The organism is Streptomyces sp. NBC_00775 (genome assembly GCF_036347135.1).
Classification (GTDB): domain Bacteria; phylum Actinomycetota; class Actinomycetes; order Streptomycetales; family Streptomycetaceae; genus Streptomyces; species Streptomyces lutosisoli.
In genome coordinates, this window is the sequence record NZ_CP108938.1 from 5,512,755 (window position 1) to 5,530,545 (window position 17,791).

The 17,791-nt window shown below is 70.0% G+C and carries 13 protein-coding genes; 5 read left to right on the plus strand and 8 right to left on the minus strand.

From position 1 onward, the window contains the following. Positions 1–465 precede the first annotated feature (465 nt). Complete coding sequence (gene hisC, locus OIC96_RS24550) at positions 466–1,545, plus strand: histidinol-phosphate transaminase (protein WP_330305768.1); 1,080 nt, start codon at positions 466–468, stop codon at positions 1,543–1,545. 93 nt (positions 1,546–1,638) lie between these two features. Here the strand turns inward: hisC and OIC96_RS24555 are convergent, their stop codons facing one another. Continuing rightward, positions 1,639–2,022 carry a cyclophilin-like fold protein gene (locus tag OIC96_RS24555; RefSeq protein WP_330305767.1) on the minus strand — a complete coding sequence of 128 codons (384 nt, stop codon included), beginning with the start codon at positions 2,020–2,022 and terminating at the stop codon, positions 1,639–1,641. A gap of 249 nt (positions 2,023–2,271) precedes the next feature. Here OIC96_RS24555 and OIC96_RS24560 point away from each other — a divergent pair, with 249 nt between their 5' ends. The 4 genes from OIC96_RS24560 (at position 2,272) to OIC96_RS24575 (ending at position 10,370) form a co-directional block, all read left to right on the plus strand. Next, positions 2,272–3,780 (plus strand): cytochrome ubiquinol oxidase subunit I, encoded by a 1,509-nt coding sequence (locus OIC96_RS24560; protein ID WP_330305766.1) that lies wholly within the window; start codon positions 2,272–2,274, stop codon positions 3,778–3,780. 20 nt (positions 3,781–3,800) lie between these two features. Continuing rightward, on the plus strand, positions 3,801–4,808 hold the full coding sequence (cydB, locus tag OIC96_RS24565) for a cytochrome d ubiquinol oxidase subunit II (RefSeq protein WP_330305765.1): 1,008 nt from the start codon (positions 3,801–3,803) through the stop codon (positions 4,806–4,808). 83 nt (positions 4,809–4,891) lie between these two features. Beyond that, positions 4,892–8,437, plus strand: coding sequence for a thiol reductant ABC exporter subunit CydD (gene cydD / locus OIC96_RS24570; protein WP_330305764.1), 3,546 nt, complete (start codon positions 4,892–4,894; stop codon positions 8,435–8,437). A 193-nt stretch (positions 8,438–8,630) separates the two neighbouring features. Then, on the plus strand, positions 8,631–10,370 hold the full coding sequence (locus OIC96_RS24575; protein ID WP_330305763.1) for a GAF domain-containing sensor histidine kinase: 1,740 nt from the start codon (positions 8,631–8,633) through the stop codon (positions 10,368–10,370). A gap of 156 nt (positions 10,371–10,526) precedes the next feature. Here OIC96_RS24575 and OIC96_RS24580 read toward each other — a convergent pair whose 3' ends face one another. The 7 genes from OIC96_RS24580 to OIC96_RS24610 form a co-directional block, all read right to left on the minus strand. Then, positions 10,527–11,417 (minus strand): Cof-type HAD-IIB family hydrolase, encoded by an 891-nt coding sequence (locus OIC96_RS24580; protein ID WP_330305762.1) that lies wholly within the window; start codon positions 11,415–11,417, stop codon positions 10,527–10,529. Between the two features lie 99 nt (positions 11,418–11,516). After that, positions 11,517–12,419, minus strand: a complete 903-nt coding sequence (locus tag OIC96_RS24585; RefSeq protein ID WP_330305761.1) for an LLM class flavin-dependent oxidoreductase — start codon at positions 12,417–12,419, stop codon at positions 11,517–11,519. A 68-nt stretch (positions 12,420–12,487) separates the two neighbouring features. Next, entirely contained in the window at positions 12,488–13,036 is a 549-nt protein-coding gene (locus OIC96_RS24590; protein ID WP_330310192.1) for an RNA 2'-phosphotransferase, read from the minus strand. A gap of 134 nt (positions 13,037–13,170) precedes the next feature. Beyond that, positions 13,171–14,115, minus strand: coding sequence for a MerR family transcriptional regulator (locus OIC96_RS24595; RefSeq protein ID WP_330305760.1), 945 nt, complete (start codon positions 14,113–14,115; stop codon positions 13,171–13,173). 22 nt (positions 14,116–14,137) lie between these two features. Further along, entirely contained in the window at positions 14,138–15,043 is a 906-nt protein-coding gene (locus tag OIC96_RS24600) for a metal-dependent hydrolase (RefSeq protein ID WP_330310191.1), read from the minus strand. A 14-nt stretch (positions 15,044–15,057) separates the two neighbouring features. Beyond that, on the minus strand, positions 15,058–16,827 hold the full coding sequence (locus tag OIC96_RS24605; RefSeq protein WP_330305759.1) for an SDR family oxidoreductase: 1,770 nt from the start codon (positions 16,825–16,827) through the stop codon (positions 15,058–15,060). Further along, positions 16,824–17,666 (minus strand): M24 family metallopeptidase, encoded by an 843-nt coding sequence (locus tag OIC96_RS24610; RefSeq protein WP_330305758.1) that lies wholly within the window; start codon positions 17,664–17,666, stop codon positions 16,824–16,826. Before OIC96_RS24610 ends, OIC96_RS24605 begins: the two co-directional genes overlap by 4 nt. Positions 17,667–17,791: the final 125 nt, after the last annotated feature.

The window sequence follows — 17,791 nt, forward strand, 5'->3', positions numbered from 1 at the left end:
TCGAAGTGGGTCAACTCCCTTAGAAACAAAGGCAGTTGAACGATACAATGGCAGTACGTGACTTGTCGGCACGCATGAGCCTGCCAAGTGGGCCATGTTTCGAAGAGGTCTCAACTCACCTTCACGAGGGATGCGCGCCACGGCGTGAGCCACCGGCGCGTGCGCCTCCGGGCGGCGCGCCCCCCATTTCGTACGCCTTCGTACAAGGATGACCGTCGAGCCGTACGAGGATCATCACCGGAACGTACGAGGATCACCGTCGGGTAGTCACGAGGATGATCACCGGAACGTACGAGGATCACCGTCGGGCAGTCACGAGGATGATCACCGAGCCGCGCCCGGCCGTCGGCCGGTGGCCGTTCGGTTGTCCGCAGCCATTCGCAGCGGCGCCGAATCCTCATAAGGTGAGAAGCATTGGTAGCCGGTGGTGGTCATGAGCCGCTGGTCGTCACGAGGAGGACTGCGGTGAGCGAGACGAGCCCCAAGCTGCGTGCCGAGCTGGAGGGTATCCCCACCTACAAGCCCGGCAAGCCCGCCGCGGCGGGCGGTCCGGTGGCGTACAAGTTGTCCTCCAACGAGAACCCGTATCCGCCGCTGCCCGGCGTGATCGAGAGCGTCACCGCCGCGACGGGGTCCTTCAACCGCTACCCGGACATGGCGTGCACCGGGCTGATGAACGAGTTGTCGGACCGTTTCGGCGTCCCTGTCTCGCACCTGGCGACCGGCACCGGCTCGGTCGGGGTGGCGCAGCAGCTGCTGCAGGCCACGAGCGGCCCCGGTGACGAGGTCATCTACGCCTGGCGGTCCTTCGAGGCCTACCCGATCATCACGCAGATCAGCGGGGCGACCTCGGTGAGGGTGCCGCTGACTCCGGGTGAGGTGCACGACCTGGACGCGATGGCGGACGCGATCACCGACCGGACCCGGCTGATCTTCGTCTGCAACCCCAACAACCCGACCGGCACGGTGGTGCGCCGGGCCGAGCTGGAGCGGTTCCTCGACCGGGTGCCCAGTGATGTGCTGGTCGTTCTGGACGAGGCGTACCGCGAGTTCATCCGTGATGTCGAGGTGCCGGACGGCGTCGCGATCTACCGTGACCGGCCCAACGTCTGTGTACTGCGCACGTTCTCCAAGGCGTACGGACTCGCCGGTCTCCGGGTCGGCTTCGCGATCGCCCATGAGCCGGTCGCCGCGGCGCTGCGCAAGACGGCGGTGCCCTTCGGCGTGAGCCAGCTGGCCCAGGACGCCGCCGTGGCGAGCCTGCGCGCCGAGGACGAACTGATCGGCAGGGTCGGCTCGCTGGTGTGCGAGCGCCAGCGCGTGCTCGAAGCGCTGCGCGGTCAGGGCTGGACGGTGCCCGAGACGCAGGCCAACTTCGTGTGGCTGCGACTGGGGGAGCGCACCCTCGACTTCGCCGCCCACTGCGAGCAGGCCGGGGTCGTCGTACGGCCCTTCGCCGGCGAGGGAGTCCGGGTGACGATCGGCGAGAACGAGGCGAACGACATCTTCCTGAAGGCGACGGAGGGGTTCCGCAAGGAGCTCTGATCACCTAGGGGTGTGGGGAGTTGTGGCCCTAGGGGGCGCTGGTCCCCCACCCCGTCCTACGTTTCGGGGGGTGTCGAAGTTCCGCTGGGGCCCCTAGGGCTCTACACGGTCTACGAGTTCTACGCGTACGGGGTCGCCGTCGCGCACGGTCGTGAGGGTGCGGGGGTCGCCGTCGAGGCGGCCGAGGACGTTGCACGGGCTCGCGAGGCGGCACTCGTCGCCTCGCGAGATCGGTGTGGGCCCGTAGGGGAGGGCGAGGGCGTCGCCGTCGGTCCAGAAGGCCACCGTGCCGGGCTCGACGACCTGTTGGGCGCCGACCTCCAGGGCGGCGGAGACGCCGGTGTCGAAGTAGACCTCCTCGCCCCAGGTGTGGGCGGTGGAGGCGAGCGGCAGCGCCTGGGCGAGGGCCCGGGTGGTCGGGGTGTCGTCGAGGGTCGCGGTGAGGTGCCCCGCGGGCCAGGAGATCCGTATCTGCATGAGGCGGATTCAACAATATGTTGAAGGACTTGGGAACCCCTCGCGCGCCATGGGTCCACCGGTCCATCCCTGCCGGGGCCCAACGGGCCGCTTTAAGGACCCCCCGCCCCTCACGCGTCGAACGGCCATGCGTCATAATTGCTTGTGAATGTGAACGCGTTCACAAGCGTGTCCCGGTTGCTCCCATGATGCATGTGACAAAGGGGGCAAACTGCCGCTGTACCACGGCGACGTAAGGAGACTGACGACGTGGAATTGGCTTTGGCGCCGGAGACTCTGGCGCGATGGCAGTTCGGTATCACCACCGTCTACCACTTCCTCTTCGTCCCCCTGACGATCTCGCTCGCCGCGCTCACCGCCGGCCTGCAGACGGCGTGGGTGCGCACGGAGAACCAGAAGTACCTCAGGGCCACGAAGTTCTGGGGCAAGCTCTTCCTGATCAACATCGCGATGGGTGTCGTCACCGGCATCGTGCAGGAGTTCCAGTTCGGCATGAACTGGTCCGACTACTCGCGCTTCGTCGGTGACATCTTCGGTGCCCCGCTCGCCTTCGAGGCCCTGATCGCCTTCTTCTTCGAGTCCACCTTCATCGGGCTGTGGATCTTCGGCTGGGACAAGCTGCCCAAGAAGATCCACCTCGCCTGCATCTGGATGGTCTCGATCGGCACGATCCTGTCGGCGTACTTCATCCTCGCGGCCAACTCCTGGATGCAGCACCCCGTCGGCTACAAGATCAACAAGGCGAAGGGGCGTGCCGAACTCACCGACTTCTGGCATGTGCTGACCCAGAACACCGCGCTCGCCCAGTTCTTCCACACGATCTCGGCGTCCTTCCTGACCGGCGGAGCCTTCATCGTCGGCATCGCCGCCTTCCACCTGCTCCGCAAGAAGCACGTCTCTGTGATGAAGACCTCGCTGCGCCTCGGCCTGGTCACCGTCGCCATCGCCGGACTGCTCACCGCGATCAGCGGTGACACCCTCGGCAAGGTCATGTTCAAGCAGCAGCCGATGAAGATGGCCGCCGCCGAGGCACTGTGGGACGGTCAGGACTCCGCGCCGTTCTCGATCTTCGCGTACGGGGACGTCAGCAAGGGGCACAACACCGTCGAGCTGTCCGTCCCAGGGATACTGTCGTTCCTCGCCGACGACGACTTCAGCTCGTACGTCCCCGGCATCAACGACACCAACAAGGCCGAGCAGGCGAAGTACGGTCCCGGCGACTACCGGCCCAACATCCCTGTCGCCTTCTGGGCGTTCCGCTGGATGATCGGCTTCGGCATGGCGTCCTTCGCGATCGGCCTGGTCGGACTCTGGCTGACCCGCAAGAAGTTCATGCTGCCGCAGCACCTGAGGGTCGGCGACGACGAGGTGCCGCATCTCGTCCTCTTCAAGAACAAGGCCCTCGGCCCGACGCTCACCAAGTGGTACTGGCGCATCGCGATCCTGACCCTGGGCTTCCCGCTGATCGCCAACTCCTGGGGCTGGATCTTCACCGAGATGGGCCGTCAGCCGTGGGTCGTCTACGGCGTGCTGCAGACCCGGCAAGCGGTCTCCCCCGGTGTCTCCCAGGGCGAGGTGCTCACCTCGATGATCGTCTTCACGGCGCTCTACGCGATCCTCGCCGTCGTCGAGGTCAAGCTGCTCGTGAAGTACGTCAAGGCCGGACCGCCCGAGCTCACCGACGCCGACCTCAACCCGCCCACCAGGATCGGCGGCGACTCCCGTGACGCCGACAAGCCGATGGCCTTCTCCTACTAGGCCCAGGGAGCGCACAAGTCATGGAACTTCACGACGTCTGGTTCGTACTCATCGCGGTCCTCTGGATCGGCTACTTCTTCCTGGAGGGCTTCGACTTCGGAGTCGGCATCCTCACCAAGCTGCTGGCCCGTGACCGCGCCGAGAAGCGGGTGCTGATCAACACGATCGGTCCCGTCTGGGACGGGAACGAGGTGTGGCTGCTCACGGCGGGCGGTGCGACCTTCGCCGCCTTCCCCGAGTGGTACGCCACGCTCTTCTCCGGCTTCTATCTGCCGCTGCTGATCATCCTGGTCTCTCTGATCGTGCGCGGTGTCGCCTTCGAGTACCGGGCAAAGCGGCCCGAGGAGAACTGGCAGCGCAACTGGGAGACCGCGATCTTCTGGACCTCGCTGATCCCGGCGTTCCTGTGGGGCGTGGCCTTCGGCAACATCGTGCGCGGAGTGAAGATCGACCAGAACTTCGAGTACGTGGGCACCTTCTGGGACCTGCTCAACCCGTACGCGCTCCTCGGCGGCCTGGTCACGCTGACGCTGTTCACCTTCCACGGGACGGTGTTCGTCGGGCTCAAGACCGTCGGGGACATTCGGGAGCGGGCGCGGAAGCTGGCGCTGCAACTCGGGCTGGCGACAGCCGTGGTGGCGCTGATCTTCCTGCTCTGGACCCAGGTCGAGAACGGCGACGGTGCGTCGTTGGTCGCCCTGGTCGTGGCCGTGGCCGCGCTCGTCGCCGCCCTTGTGGCGGTCAACGGCGGTCGTGAGGGCTGGGCGTTCATGCTGTCGGGGCTCACCATCGTGGCAGCCGTCGCGATGCTCTTCCTGACGCTCTTCCCGAACGTCATGCCGTCCTCGCTCAATGAGGACTGGAGCCTGACGGTCACCAACGCGTCGTCGAGCCCGTACACCCTGAAGATCATGACCTGGTGCGCGGGCATCGCCACGCCGATCGTCCTGCTCTACCAGTCGTGGACGTACTGGGTGTTCCGCAAGCGGATCGGTACGCAGCACATCGCGGCCGATGTTGCTCACTGAGGTCTGCTGAATCGACGGGCATGTTTCACGTGAAACGACCGTTTCACGTGAAACATGCCCGATGAGTCAAGGGTGTGTTTCACGTGAAACCGATCGATCCGCGTCTGCTGCGGTACGCCAGCGCCACTCGCCTCTTTCTCGCGGCGGTCGTTGGGCTGGGCATCGCCGGGGCGGTGCTGGTCATTGCCCAGGCGATGCTCATTGCCGAGGTAGTGGTCGGCGCCTTCCAGCACGGACTCTCGGCCGGTGAACTCCGCACACCGCTAATGCTGTTGGCGCTGGTCGCGATCGGGCGGGCGGTCGTCTCCTGGCTCACCGAGCTCGCCGCACACCGGGCGAGCGCGGCGGTCAAGTCGGAGTTGCGGGGGCGGCTGCTGGAGCGGGCCGCGCTCCTCGGCCCCGGGTGGCTGAGCGGGCAGCGGACGGGATCACTGGTCGCGCTCGCTACGCGGGGAGTTGACGCGCTCGACGACTACTTCTCACGCTATCTGCCGCAGTTGGGGCTCGCGGTGGTGGTTCCGATGGCCGTGCTCGCCCGGATCGTCACCGAGGACTGGGTGTCGGCGGCGATCATCGTCGGCACGCTGCCGCTGATCCCGCTCTTCATGGTTCTGATCGGCTGGGCCACGCGGACCCAGATGGACCGTCAGTGGCGGCTGCTGTCACGCCTTTCGGGGCACTTCCTGGACGTCGTCGCGGGGCTGCCCACGCTCAAGGTGTTCGGCCGGGCCAAGGCACAGGCCGAGTCGATCCGGAAGATCACCGGCGAGTACCGGCAGGCGACCATGCGGACGCTGCGGATCGCCTTCCTGTCGTCCTTCGCGCTGGAGCTGCTCGCCACGATCTCGGTCGCGCTGGTCGCGGTGACCATCGGGATGCGGCTCGTGCACGGCGAGATGGACCTGTACGTAGGGCTCGTCATCCTCGTCCTCGCGCCCGAGGCGTATCTGCCGCTGCGGCAGGTGGGGGCGCAGTACCACGCCGCGGCCGAAGGGCTGGCGGCGGCCGAGGAGATCTTCTCGGTGCTGGAGACACCGGTTCCGGCGTCCGGCTCGCTGCGCGCGCCGGCGGGGGAGATCGGCTTCGAGGGCGTCACCGTGCGGTACCCGGGCCGTTCCGGGGACGCGGTCTCGGACCTCTCGTTCACGGTCGACCCCGGTGAGACGGTCGCCCTTGTCGGGCCGAGCGGCGTGGGCAAGTCGACACTGCTGAACGTCCTGTTGGGGTTTGTGGCGCCCACCGAGGGCCGGGTGCGGGTCGGGGGAGTCGATCTTGGCGAGGCCGACCGGGTGGAGTGGCGCTCGCGGATCGCCTGGGTGCCGCAGCGGCCCCATCTGTACGCCGGGTCCATCGCCGAGAACGTACGGCTGGCACGGCCCGACGCCGACGACGCGGCGCTGCGCCGGGCGCTCGCCGACGCGGGTGCGGCCGGTTTCGTCGACGCGCTGCCCGACGGGGTCGACACGGTCCTCGGCGAGGACGGAGCCGGGCTGTCGGCCGGCCAGCGCCAACGCCTCGCCCTGGCCCGGGCGTTCCTCGCGGACCGGCCCGTGCTGCTCCTCGACGAGCCGACCGCCTCGCTGGACGGGGCGACCGAGGCGGAGGTCGTGGACGCGGTGCGGCGGCTCGCTGTGGGGCGGACGGTGCTGCTGGTCGTGCACCGGCCGGCGTTGCTGGGGGTGGCGGACCGGGTGGTGCGGCTGGAGCCACAGGCGTCTGCCGACGTGCCTGGTTTGGCGGAGCCCGTCGTGACCGCCGAGGTGCCCGGCTCCGCGGACGCCGGCCGTGCGCAGTCGCTGCGACCGGTCGAGCCGGAAAACGTGCCCGCAGCGGACGGCGAAGAGCCCCATGCGGCACCTCGGGCGCGTGGGGGCGTGCTCGCTCGCGTCCGGGCCATGGCCGCTCCCCGGCGCGGGCCGCTCACGCTCGCTCTGCTCCTCGGAAGTCTCGCGCTCGGGAGTGCCGTCGGTCTGATGGCCACCTCCGGGTGGCTCATCTCGCGGGCGTCCCAGCAGCCGCCGGTGCTGTATCTGATGGTGGCCGTGACGGCCACGCGGGCGTTCGGGATCGGGCGGGCCGTGTTCCGGTACACGGAGCGGCTCGTGTCGCACGACGCGGTGCTGAAGATGCTGGCCGACACCCGGGTCGCCGTGTACCGGCGCCTCGAACGCCTCGCGCCCGCCGGGCTGCGGACGACCCGGCGCGGAGATCTGCTGTCGCGGCTCGTCGCCGACGTGGACGCGATGCAGGACTACTGGCTGCGGTGGCTGCTGCCCGCCGGAGCCGCGGTCGTCGTGTCCGCCGCCTCCGTCGGCTTCACCGCCTGGCTGCTGCCCGAGGCCGGTGCCGCCCTCGCCGTCGGACTGCTGGCGGCCGGCATCGGCGTCCCGCTCGTGACCGGTGCCGTGGCGCGCCGTGCCGAACGGCGACTGGCCCCCGCGCGCGGCGTCCTGGCGACCCGGGTGACCGATCTGCTCACGGGAACAGCCGAGTTGACCGTCGCGGGCGCGCTGCCCGCCCGTACCGCCGAGGCGCGGCGGGCCGACACCGTACTCACCCGCATCGCCTCCCGGGCCGCCACCGCGACCGCGCTCGGCGACGGGCTCACGGCACTCGCGTCCGGACTGACCGTCGCGGCCACCGCCCTCGTGGGTGCCCAGGCGGTCGCCGCCGGGCGCCTGGGCGGCGTGGCGATGGCCGTCGTCGTCCTCACCCCGCTGGCCGCCTTCGAGGCCGTCCTGGGGCTGCCGCTCGCCGTCCAGTACCGGCAGCGGGTGCACAAGAGTGCGGAGCGCGTGTACGAAGTGCTGGACGCGCCCGATCCCGTAAGCGAACCGGAACGTCCGCAGCAGGCGCCCGCGTCGCCGTTCCCGCTGCGTGTACGGGGGCTCCGGGCCCGTCACACCGGACAGGACCGGGACGCGCTCGCCGGGCTCGACCTGACCCTCGAACAGGGCCGCAGGATCGCCGTCGTCGGCCCCTCCGGGTCGGGGAAGACCACGCTCGCGCAGGTACTGCTGCGGTTCCTGGACCCGGACGCGGGGACGTACACGGTGGGCGGCGTGGACGCGTACGGCATGGACGGGGACGCCGTACGCCGCATGGTCGGGCTGTGTGCCCAGGACGCGCACCTCTTCGACAGCACCGTGCGCGAGAACCTGCTGCTGGCCCGGAAGGACGCGACGGAGGCCGAGCTGCGCGACGCGCTCGCGCGGGCCCGGCTCCTCGACTGGGCCGACGGGCTGCCCGACGGGCTCGACACGCTGATCGGTGAGCACGGCGCACGGCTGTCGGGCGGCCAGCGGCAGCGGCTCGCGCTCGCCCGCGCGCTGCTCGCCGACTTCCCCGTCCTCGTCCTCGACGAGCCCGCGGAACACCTCGACCTGCCGACGGCCGACGCGCTCACCGCGGATCTGCTGGCCGCGACCGAGGGCCGTACGACGCTGCTGGTCACGCACCGGCTGGCCGGACTCGACGCGGTGGACGAGGTGATCGTGCTCGCGGAGGGGCGGGTGGTCCAGCGGGGTCCGTACGCGGAGCTGGCGGCCGGCGAGGGGCCGCTGCGGGACATGGTGGAGCGGGAAGCGGCGGGGGATCTGCTGGTCGGGGCCGCGGGGCAATACAGCTAGGTCCCGTTGTCGGGGGCGGGCGGGAATGTGACGACAGGGCCCAGGAGCGGTCCGTGCCTCCGGCGTTCGCCGTCCGGCCGCCCCGGACCGGCCGGCAGCCGGTGGAGCGGGCCTCCCGCACCTCCGGTCCTGGCCTTCCCGCACGACCCCATCCCGACTTTCCCTTACAAATAGGACTAACTACGCTCAAGCCATGTCAGTAGCTCCCGCCTCGCCCGACCCGGACGGCGGCCCGGACAGGGCGGCTCGGGCGTCCCGGAGCCTGCAAGGGCTGTCGGCCGAGCTGACCGCGCGTGTGCCGCAGCTGCTGGAGGCGATGCGTTCGGTCGGGTCGGGCCTTGAGCTCCACTCCACGCTGGACCGGATCTGCGAGACAGCCGCCCAGCTGGCGGACGCGCGGTACGCGGCCATCGGGGTCGTGGCGGAGGACGGGAACGGGCTCGCGGACTTCGTCTATTACGGGGTCGACGAGGAGACCGCCCAGCGGATCGGACGGCTGCCCGACGGGCACAAGGGGCTGCTCGGGGCGCTCATCCACGACCCGGGGCCGGTGCGGCGCGCGAACCTGGCCGACGATCGGCGCTCCTGCGGGTTCCCTGAGCACCATCCGCCGATGCGGAGCTTCCTCGGGGTTCCGATCCGGGTACAGGGGGAGATCTTCGGGAATCTGTATCTGGCCGAGAAGCGCGGCGGCGGCCCGTTCAACGACTACGACCTCGACATGGTCCGGGTGCTGGCCGCGGAGGCCGGTATCGCCATCGGCAACGCCCGTCTGTACGAGGCCGCCCAGCAGCGCGAGCGCTGGATCGACGGGTCGGTGGCCGTCACCACGGCGCTGCTGTCGGGCGGCGACGCCGAGGACGCCCTCCAGGTCGTCGCCGAACAGGCCCGCCGGCTCTCCGGCTCCGCGGCCGGGCTCGTGCTGCTGCCCGCAGAGGAGGGCGGCCTGGAGATCGTCGCCGTCGCCCTGGAAGGCCCCTCGAAGACGCTCGGCATGGTCATCCCGCCGGAGAGCGAATTCGTCGCCGAAATCCTCGACGGGGAGGCCGTGTTCGTCGACGACGCGGCCACCGACCGGCGCATGCTCCCGGAACCCGCACGCGAATACGGGCCGATGATGATGCTGCCGCTGCAGAGCGACGGCCGGGTGCTGGGGGCCCTCGTCACCCCGCGCACCCGCGACGGCCGCCCGTTCACCGAGACCGAACGCATCCTCGCCACGCAGTTCGCCTCGCAGGCCGCACTCGCGCTGATGATGGCCGAGGCCCAGCGTGACCGGGAGCGGCTCGCGGTGTACGAGGACCGCGACCGGATCGCCCGTGACCTGCACGACCTCGTGATCCAGCGGCTGTTCGCCACCGGGATGATGCTGGAGAGCGCACAGCGGCGGTCAGTCGTGCCCGAGGTTCAGGAGGGCGTCGGCAAGGCGGTCGACGAACTCGACGTCACCATCCAGGAGATCCGCACCGCCATCTTCGCGCTCCAGCAAGGCCCCGCCGAAGTACCGTCCGGACTGCGCACCCGTGTGCTGCGTGAGATCAACATGGCCGCCGTACCCCTCGGCTTCAAGCCCGGCCACCGCTTCATCGGCCCCGTCGACACACTGGTGGGCGAACTCACCGGCAAGAACCTCATCGCCGCCCTGCGCGAGGCCCTCTCCAATGCCTTCCGGCACTCCGGGGCCTCCCGCATCGACGTCGTCGTCGACGCGACCGCGCACCTCCCGGACGGACAGCAGGGCGTACGGCTCAGCGTCGCCGACGACGGGGTCGGCATCCCCGACGGGGGGCGGCGCAGCGGCCTGCGGAACCTCAAGCGGCGGGCCGAGTCGCTGGGCGGGGACAGTTGGTACGGGGCGGGGATCGGGGAGGGAGGGGGCGGTACGACGGTGGTCTGGCAAGCGCCGTACGCTCCGCGGGTTGGGCCGGTTTGAGGTGGGGCCCGGTTATGGCTGGGGGTCGGCTTGTAGGTGACGTCTGCTTCGAGCCGCGGGTTGTGGTTTGACTGCGGGTGAGTGGGGGCTTGTCGCGCAGTTCCCCGCGCCCCTTGCGGGGCGCTCAACTTACGGGGAGCTCAAGCTACGGGGCGCTCAGTGCAGGCGTTCCGCGAGTATGCGCTCGATGACGACCGCCACGCCGTCCTCGTTGTTGGCGACCGTGCGTCCGGAGGCCGCGGCGATCACCTCGGGATGGGCGTTGCCCATGGCGTACGACTGGCCCGCCCAGCTGAGCATCTCGACGTCATTCGGCATGTCACCGAAGGCGACGACTTCCTCGGGGGAGATACCGCGCTCGGCGCAGCACAGCGCGAGAGTGCTGGCCTTGGAGACGTCGGGGCCGCTGATCTCCAGCAGGGCGCTGGGGCTGGAGCGGGTGACGTTGGCCCGGTCGCCGATGGCCAGGCGGGCGACGGTGAGGAAGGCGTCGGGGTCGAGCTCGTGATGGAAGGCGAGGATCTTGAGCACCGGTTCGCCGGCACCGGGGGCGTCCGCCGCCAGAAGCTTCTCGGCGGGCGCGAGGCTGTCGGGGGTCTCCATGTGCAGCTTGGGGTACGTGGGCTCCTGGTAGAAGCCGTACGTCTGCTCCACGGCGAACACGGCGCCCGGCGCGGCCTCGCGCACCAGCCGTACGGCGTCGAGCGCGTTCTCCCGCGCCAGCTCGCGGACCTTGACGAACCGGTGGGCGCCGGGGCCGCCGTGCAGGTCGACCACGGCGGCACCGTTGCCGCAGATCGCCAGGCCGTGCCCATGGACGTGGTCGCTGACGACGTCCATCCAGCGAGCCGGGCGGCCGGTGACGAAGAAGACCTCGATGCCCGCCTGCTCGGCGGCGGCGAGGGCGGCGATCGTGCGCTCGGACACCGACTTGTCGTCGCGCAGCAGGGTGCCGTCGAGATCCGTGGCGATCAGCCGGGGCGGAACGGTGGAGGCCGGGGTCTCGGGCCGTCGAGTCGCTGAGGTCACCCGCCCATTCTCCCGCATATGCGCGCACGGCCGTGCGGCGGACCGCACATGTGAGTGATTACCGTCCTCACCAGCACCGTTACGCCCCGTCCAGCCAAGGGCGGCCGGGGCGGGGTCTCAGGGCAGCTGCGCCAGAGCCTCCATGGCGATCCGCTCGAAGATCTTCACGTCGGCCGCGAAGTCCGAGTCGGGGATCGGCCAGTGGATCACGATGTCGGTGAAGCCCAGCTCCGCGTGCCTGCCCGCGAAGTCGACGAACGCGTCGAGGGACTCCAGCGGACGGCCACGGTCCGGGGTGAAGCCGGTGAGCAGGATCTTGTCGAGCTCGCCGACGTCCCGGCCGATCGCGGCGCACGCGTCGGCCAGCTTGTCGACCTGCCCGCGAATGGCCTGAACCGACTGGTCGGGGGTGCCGGTTTCGTACAGCTTCGGGTCGCCGGTCGTCACCCACGCCTGCCCGTGCCGGGCGGCGAGCTTCAGTCCGCGAGGCCCGGTGGCGGCCACCGCGAAGGGCAGCCGGGGGCGCTGGACGCAGCCCGGGATGTTGCGCGCCTCGTGCGCCGAGTAGTGGTCACCGCCGTACGAGACGGAGTCCTCGGTCAGGAGCCGGTCGAGCAGCGGTACGAACTCGCCGAAGCGGTCGGCGCGCTCGCGCGGGGTCCAGGGGTCCTGGCCGAGCGCCGTGGCGTCGAAGCCGGTGCCGCCCGCGCCGATGCCCAGGGTGACCCGGCCGTTCGAGATGTCGTCGAGGGAGATCAGGTCCTTGGCGAGCGTCACCGGGTGCCGGAAGTTCGGCGAGGTCACGAGCGTGCCGAGGCGGAGCCGGTCGGTGACGGCGGCCGCGGCGGTCAGCGTCGGCACGGCCCCGAACCACGGGCCGTCGCGGAAGGTCCGCCACGACAGATGGTCGTACGTGAACGCGGTGTGGAAGCCGAGCTGCTCCGCACGCTGCCAGGCGGAACGCCCGCCCTCGTGCCAGCGGACGTACGGCAGGATCACAGTGCTCAGACGCAGACTCATGCATCGAGCGTAAGCGGAACCGCCCAGTGGTCGCGGCCACCGCATGATCGCCCCCGCTGCCTGCCTGGTCAGTGCCCCGAGGGAAACCGCAGGTACCGCGGCGGTACGGCCTGGGTGAGCCAGACCCCGTTCGCGCTGACCCGGAAGACATGGCCGTCGCGGTGCATGGCGGCGGCGTCCACGGAGAGCACGACCGGCCGGCCGCGGCGGGCGCCGACGCGGGTGGCGGTCTCCCGGTCCGGCGAGAGGTGCACGTCGTGCCGGTTCATGGGCCGCAGGCCCTCGGCGCGGATCGCGTCCAGGTTGCGGGCCACGGTCCCGTGGTAGAGGTACGCGGGCGGAGTCGCCGGGGGCAGTCCGAGGTCGACCTCGACGGAGTGGCCCTGGCTGGCGCGGATCCGGGTCCCCTCGATCGCGAAGCGCCGCTTGTCGTTCGTGGCCACCACGTGATCGAGTTCCTCGCGCGTGATCCGGAAGCCGTGCGCGGCCGCCGCGGCCATCAGCGTCTCGATCTCCACCCAGCCGCCCTCGCCGAGCGTGAGCCCGATCCGCTCGGGCTGGTGCCGCAGATGCTTCGAGAGGTACTTCGACACCTTCACGGTGCGTCTTTCATCCATCCGTTCGTTCATCTCTCCAGCGTGCCTGGCGAGAGACGGATCACGCATTTGATTTTGATTCGGAGGTTTGATCCACAGCCAAGTCCTGTTATCCACAGGGGAATTGACGAATCTGTGGACAACTCACCAGCCATTTAGGGCATTTCGTCAACAGTGCCCAGTTTGCCGTAGTTTGAGGCAAGGTGGTCCAAGGTCCGTGCCTGCACCTCCCGTTCGGCAGCCGCAACGACGAAAGCCGCCACCTGCCCGGCACCAACCAGCCCCTCAACAGCCCGCATTGTGTCCGCCGGAATCTCCACAGAACGCGTCTCGTCCTTGAGCTCCGGGGGTTGCCCCGCACCGAGGTGCTGACGCAGGTGCCGGTTGGCGAACAGCCGCATGGCACGGGCCAGTTCGGCGTCCACCGTCTGCTGCGCGAGCGGGCGCAGTCGTCGAACGAGCGAGGCCGCCTCGGCCGCGTCCGCGTCGGTCGGCTGACGCTCCCCCAGATAGCGAGCGAAGACGTGCTCCGTCGTGAACTCCAGGAAACGGGAGGCAATGTGCTCGACCTGCCCCCTCAACTCCCGCAAATGGACCGAGATCGCGGACAGCGGAACTCCCGCCGCCGACAACTCGACGGCCACGGCCAGCTCTTGAGGACTCGGAACGAGGAAGGAGTCCGCGTCCCCGGGAACCGGCTCCAGTACACCGAGTTCGACGGCGTCGGCGACCGCCGCGTCGTCCGGGCTGCCGCCGAACCGCTCGTCGAGCTCGGCCCGCGAGATGCGTACGGCCTCCTCGTCGGTCCACGGCCCGTCGACCTCCGCGACCAGACCGAGGATCCCGCCGAGACCCCGGCCCGTGTCCCAGGCCTCCAGGAGCTCCTTGATGGAGGCCAGCGTGTAGCCGCGGTCCAGGAGGCCGGCGATCTGCCGCAGCCGGGCCAGATGCGCGTCCGCGTACACATTGGCGCGGCCGCGCCGCTCGGGGCGGGGGAGCAGCCCGCGGTCCTGATAGGCGCGGATCGTCCGGACCGTGGCACCGCTGTGGTGCGCCAGGTCCTCGATCCGGTACGCGACACCGGCCGACTCGTCGCTCACGCTTCCCGCCCTCCCGGCCTCGCTACGCGATGGCCGCGCGTCCGATCGCCCCCGCAGCCGACCGTGCCGCCGGTGACTGCGCCAGATACTCGACGGCCCTGCGCAGTGAGCCCTCCTGGGACGGATGGTACGACCGCCGCAGGTAGCGGGGTATGGCCGTGCCGAGCTCCTTCCAGGTGGGCAGCAGACCCTTGCGTACGGCCCTGTTGTGGGCGGCGAGCGAGTAGCGCAGGCGGCCGGCGAGCTGGGGATCGTGGCGTATGAGGTAGGCGGCACCCCATGCCCACAGGTACAGCATCATCGGCGCGGTGACCGCCATGCCCGCGATCCTGCGCGCGTAGCGGGGCAGGCCCTCGCCGCCGCAGTGCTGGTACATGTCGAAGGCGACCGCGCGGTGCTCGACCTCCTCCGCGCCGTGCCAGCGCAGCAGGTCGAGCATGACCTCGTCGGCGTCGGCGAGGTCCAGGCCCTCGGCCGCCAGCACCCAGTCGCCCAGCACCGCGGTGAACTGCTCGATCGCCGCGATCACCGACAGCCGGAAGCGCAGCCACTCCTCGGCCGGTATCGGCGCCCCCAGGGGCGGCTTCTCGCCCAGCAGCCTCTCGAAGAGGAAGTCGACGTACTTGGTGAAGTCCGCGGTGTCCAGACGCTGCGCCGCGAGGTGGTCGAGGACGTGGGCGTGCTGCACGCTGTGCGTCGACTCCTGACCCATGAATCCCTTGACGTCCTTGAGGAGTTCGGGGTCGTCGACCAGCGGCAGCCCCTCCTTGAAGACCTTCACGAACCACCGCTCCCCCGCGGGCAGCAGCAGATGCAGCACGTTGATGACATGGGTGGCGGTGGGCTCGTCCGGTATCCAGTGCAGCGGCGTCCGCTGCCAGTCGAAGGAGACCCGGCGCGGGGCGATCGCATGGTGGTCGTCGCTCATGGAGGCGAGCTCGCTCACAGCGGTGGCTCCAACCGTGCGATCGTGCGCAGTGCCCTCGGTGTGAAGCGGGACATGAGATGGGCGCCGCGCGCCTCCGGAGTGACCGGGACGACCGCCTGATTGCGGACCACCGCGCGCAGGATCGCGTCGGCCACCTTCTCCGGCGGGTAGTTGCGCAGCCCGTACAGCCGCGCCGACTTCTTCTGGCGCCGCTTCTCCTCCAGCGCGTCGACCCCGGCGAAGTGCGCGGTCGAGGTGATGTTCGTGTTGACGAAGCCGGGGCAGATCGCCGAGACGCCGATGCCCTGCCCCGCCAGCTCCGCGCGCAGACACTCGCTGAGCATCAGGACGGCCGCCTTGGAGGTGCTGTAGGCGGGCAGTGCCTTCGACGGCTGGTACGCCGCCGCTGACGCGGTGTTGACGATGTGGCCGCCCTGCCCGCGCTCGGCCATCTGCTTCCCGAAGAGCCGGCAGCCGTGGATCACGCCCCACAGATTGACGTCGAGGACCTTCCTCCAGTCCTCCGGGGTCGTGTCGAAGAAGGATCCGGAGAGCCCGATCCCGGCGTTGTTCACCAGCACGTCCACCACGCCGTACTCGGTGGCGACCTTCTCGGCGAGCTTCTCCATGGCCTGTTCGTCCGAGACGTCGACCGTCTCCGCCCAGGCCTCGGGGGAGCCGATCAGCCGGGACATCTCCGCCGTGCGGGCCGCGCTCTCGGCGTTCCGGTCGACGGCCACCACGCGCGCGCCGGCCTCGGCGAACGCGAAGGCGGTGGCCCGCCCGATGCCGCTGCCCGCGCCGGTGACCAGCACGAGCTGCCCGCCGAACCGGTCCGCGTACTTGCCGGTGGCCATGGTGTCGTGCGCGGGCACCCCGGTCCCCCTGCCTTCGTTCGCCGTCACGAACTCCGTGATCCAGGCCGCCAACTGGTCCGGGCGCGTCCGCGGCACCCAGTGCTTGGCCGGGAGCGTACGGCGCACCAGCCGCGGGGCCCACGTCTCCAGCCCGTCGTAGAGCCGCTCGGAGAGGAACGCGTCTCCCAGGGGCGTGATGAGCTGCACGGGCGCGTGCGCGTAGGCGTCCGTTCGTGGCCTGCTCAGCCGGGCCCGTACGTTGTCGCGGTACAGCCACGCGCCGTGCGCCGCGTCCGAGGGCAGCGACGGGGTCGGGTAGTCGCCGGCGGGGACCTTCTCGACCCGCTGGAGGATCTTCGGCCACTGCTTGCCGAGCGGGCCGCGCCAGGCCAGCTCGGGCAGGACGGGCGTGTGCAGCAGGTACACGTACCAGGACTTGGCGCCCTGGCCGAGGAGTTGGCCTACCTTGCGCGGGGTGGGCCGCTTCACGCGCTGCTTGATCCAGTGCCCGAAGTGGTCCAGGGACGGCCCGGACATCGACGTGAAGGAAGCGATCCGGCCCTCGGTGCGCGGGACCGTGACGAACTCCCACGACTGCACCGAACCCCAGTCGTGCCCCACCAGATGTACGGGTCTGTCGGGGCTGACCGCGTCCACGACCGCCAGGAAGTCGTCCGTCAGCTTCTCCAGCGTGAACCCGCCGCGCAGCGGCTGCGGCGCCGTGGACCTGCCGTGTCCCCGTACGTCGTAGAGCACCACATGAAAGCGTTCCGCGAGACGCGTCGCGACCTCGGACCACACCTCCTTGGAGTCCGGATAGCCGTGCACGAGCACCACCGTGGGCTGCGTCTCGTCGCCCAACTCGGCGACGCACAGCTCGACTCCGCCCGTCCGCACCCAGCGCTCACGCGCGCCTTCGAGACTCACTTGTCCTCCGCCCAGCGCCGCACGTGCGGCAGATCGTCGTCCAGCCAGAACGCGCTCTGCTCGGGGTCCCTGGAGTCGGTGACGACCAGGATCTCCTCGAACTTCGCGCCCGTGCCCCGGAATCCGAGGTGCGGTTCGACCGCCCACAGCCCCGGCCGGGGCGGATGGTCGGAGAACCTGTACGGCGACCACAGCGGCGACCAGCCGTCGCGGTGCCCGCGGACCGCGTCGCTCGCGAGCCCCTTCAGGGACTGGGTGCCGAACCCGAACAGCCGTGGCGACCAAGGGCGTTCCTTCACCCGGTCCACCTTGTGCGCGATCACGCCGAAGGGATACGCGCGGTGCCGGTTCGCATAGCCCTGGCGGACCATGAGCCGGTCCACGTCCTCGTAGATCTCGCGCAGCGGGCGCCGCTCGCGCACCTCGCGCAGGATCAGCTCGCGGTGCGCCTCAAGGTCGGCGAGCAGCTTGTCCTGCACGGGGTTCAGCCCGAGCGAGCCCGAGTAGCCGATGTCCGCCGTGTATCCCTTGTGGACCGGGGCCATGTCGAGGATGAACGGCATCCCCGGCTCCAGACGGCGGTTGGTGGGGAAGAACTGCAGCGGGATCCGGAAGTTCACGAACGCCGTACGGTCCCCGAACCAGGCGAAGGGCAGGTGGAACCAGTCCCGCACCCCGCGCTCGCGCAGCCAGTCGCGCTGCATGCGCGCCGCCTCGCGCTCGGTCACACCCGGCTTGAGCTGCGCCGCGACCGCTTCCGCGCACTCGTACGCGAGGCGCTGCACCTCCCTGAACCCCCGCAGTTCCGCGGAGAGTTCGCCTGCCACTGCCGTCGTCATGCCACCGCCCCACCCATGTCCACGCTGACCGCGGTACGTGCCCGTAACTTGACACTGGCGAATGTGACAGTTGTTAGAGGCTGCGTCAATAGAGCTGCGCGACGCCTGTGGACAACCGCCGCGAT

Coding starts and splice junctions, on each gene's coding strand:
- OIC96_RS24555 (WP_330305767.1), bottom strand. CDS start 2,022: ATGCAGATACGGATCTCCTGGCCCGCGGGGCACCTCACCGCGACCCTC.
- cydB (WP_330305765.1), top strand. CDS start 3,801: ATGGAACTTCACGACGTCTGGTTCGTACTCATCGCGGTCCTCTGGATC.
- OIC96_RS24575 (WP_330305763.1), top strand. CDS start 8,631: ATGTCAGTAGCTCCCGCCTCGCCCGACCCGGACGGCGGCCCGGACAGG.
- OIC96_RS24580 (WP_330305762.1), bottom strand. CDS start 11,417: ATGCGGGAGAATGGGCGGGTGACCTCAGCGACTCGACGGCCCGAGACC.
- OIC96_RS24585 (WP_330305761.1), bottom strand. CDS start 12,419: ATGAGTCTGCGTCTGAGCACTGTGATCCTGCCGTACGTCCGCTGGCAC.
- OIC96_RS24590 (WP_330310192.1), bottom strand. CDS start 13,036: ATGGATGAAAGACGCACCGTGAAGGTGTCGAAGTACCTCTCGAAGCAT.
- OIC96_RS24600 (WP_330310191.1), bottom strand. CDS start 15,043: ATGAGCGACGACCACCATGCGATCGCCCCGCGCCGGGTCTCCTTCGAC.
- OIC96_RS24610 (WP_330305758.1), bottom strand. CDS start 17,666: ATGACGACGGCAGTGGCAGGCGAACTCTCCGCGGAACTGCGGGGGTTC.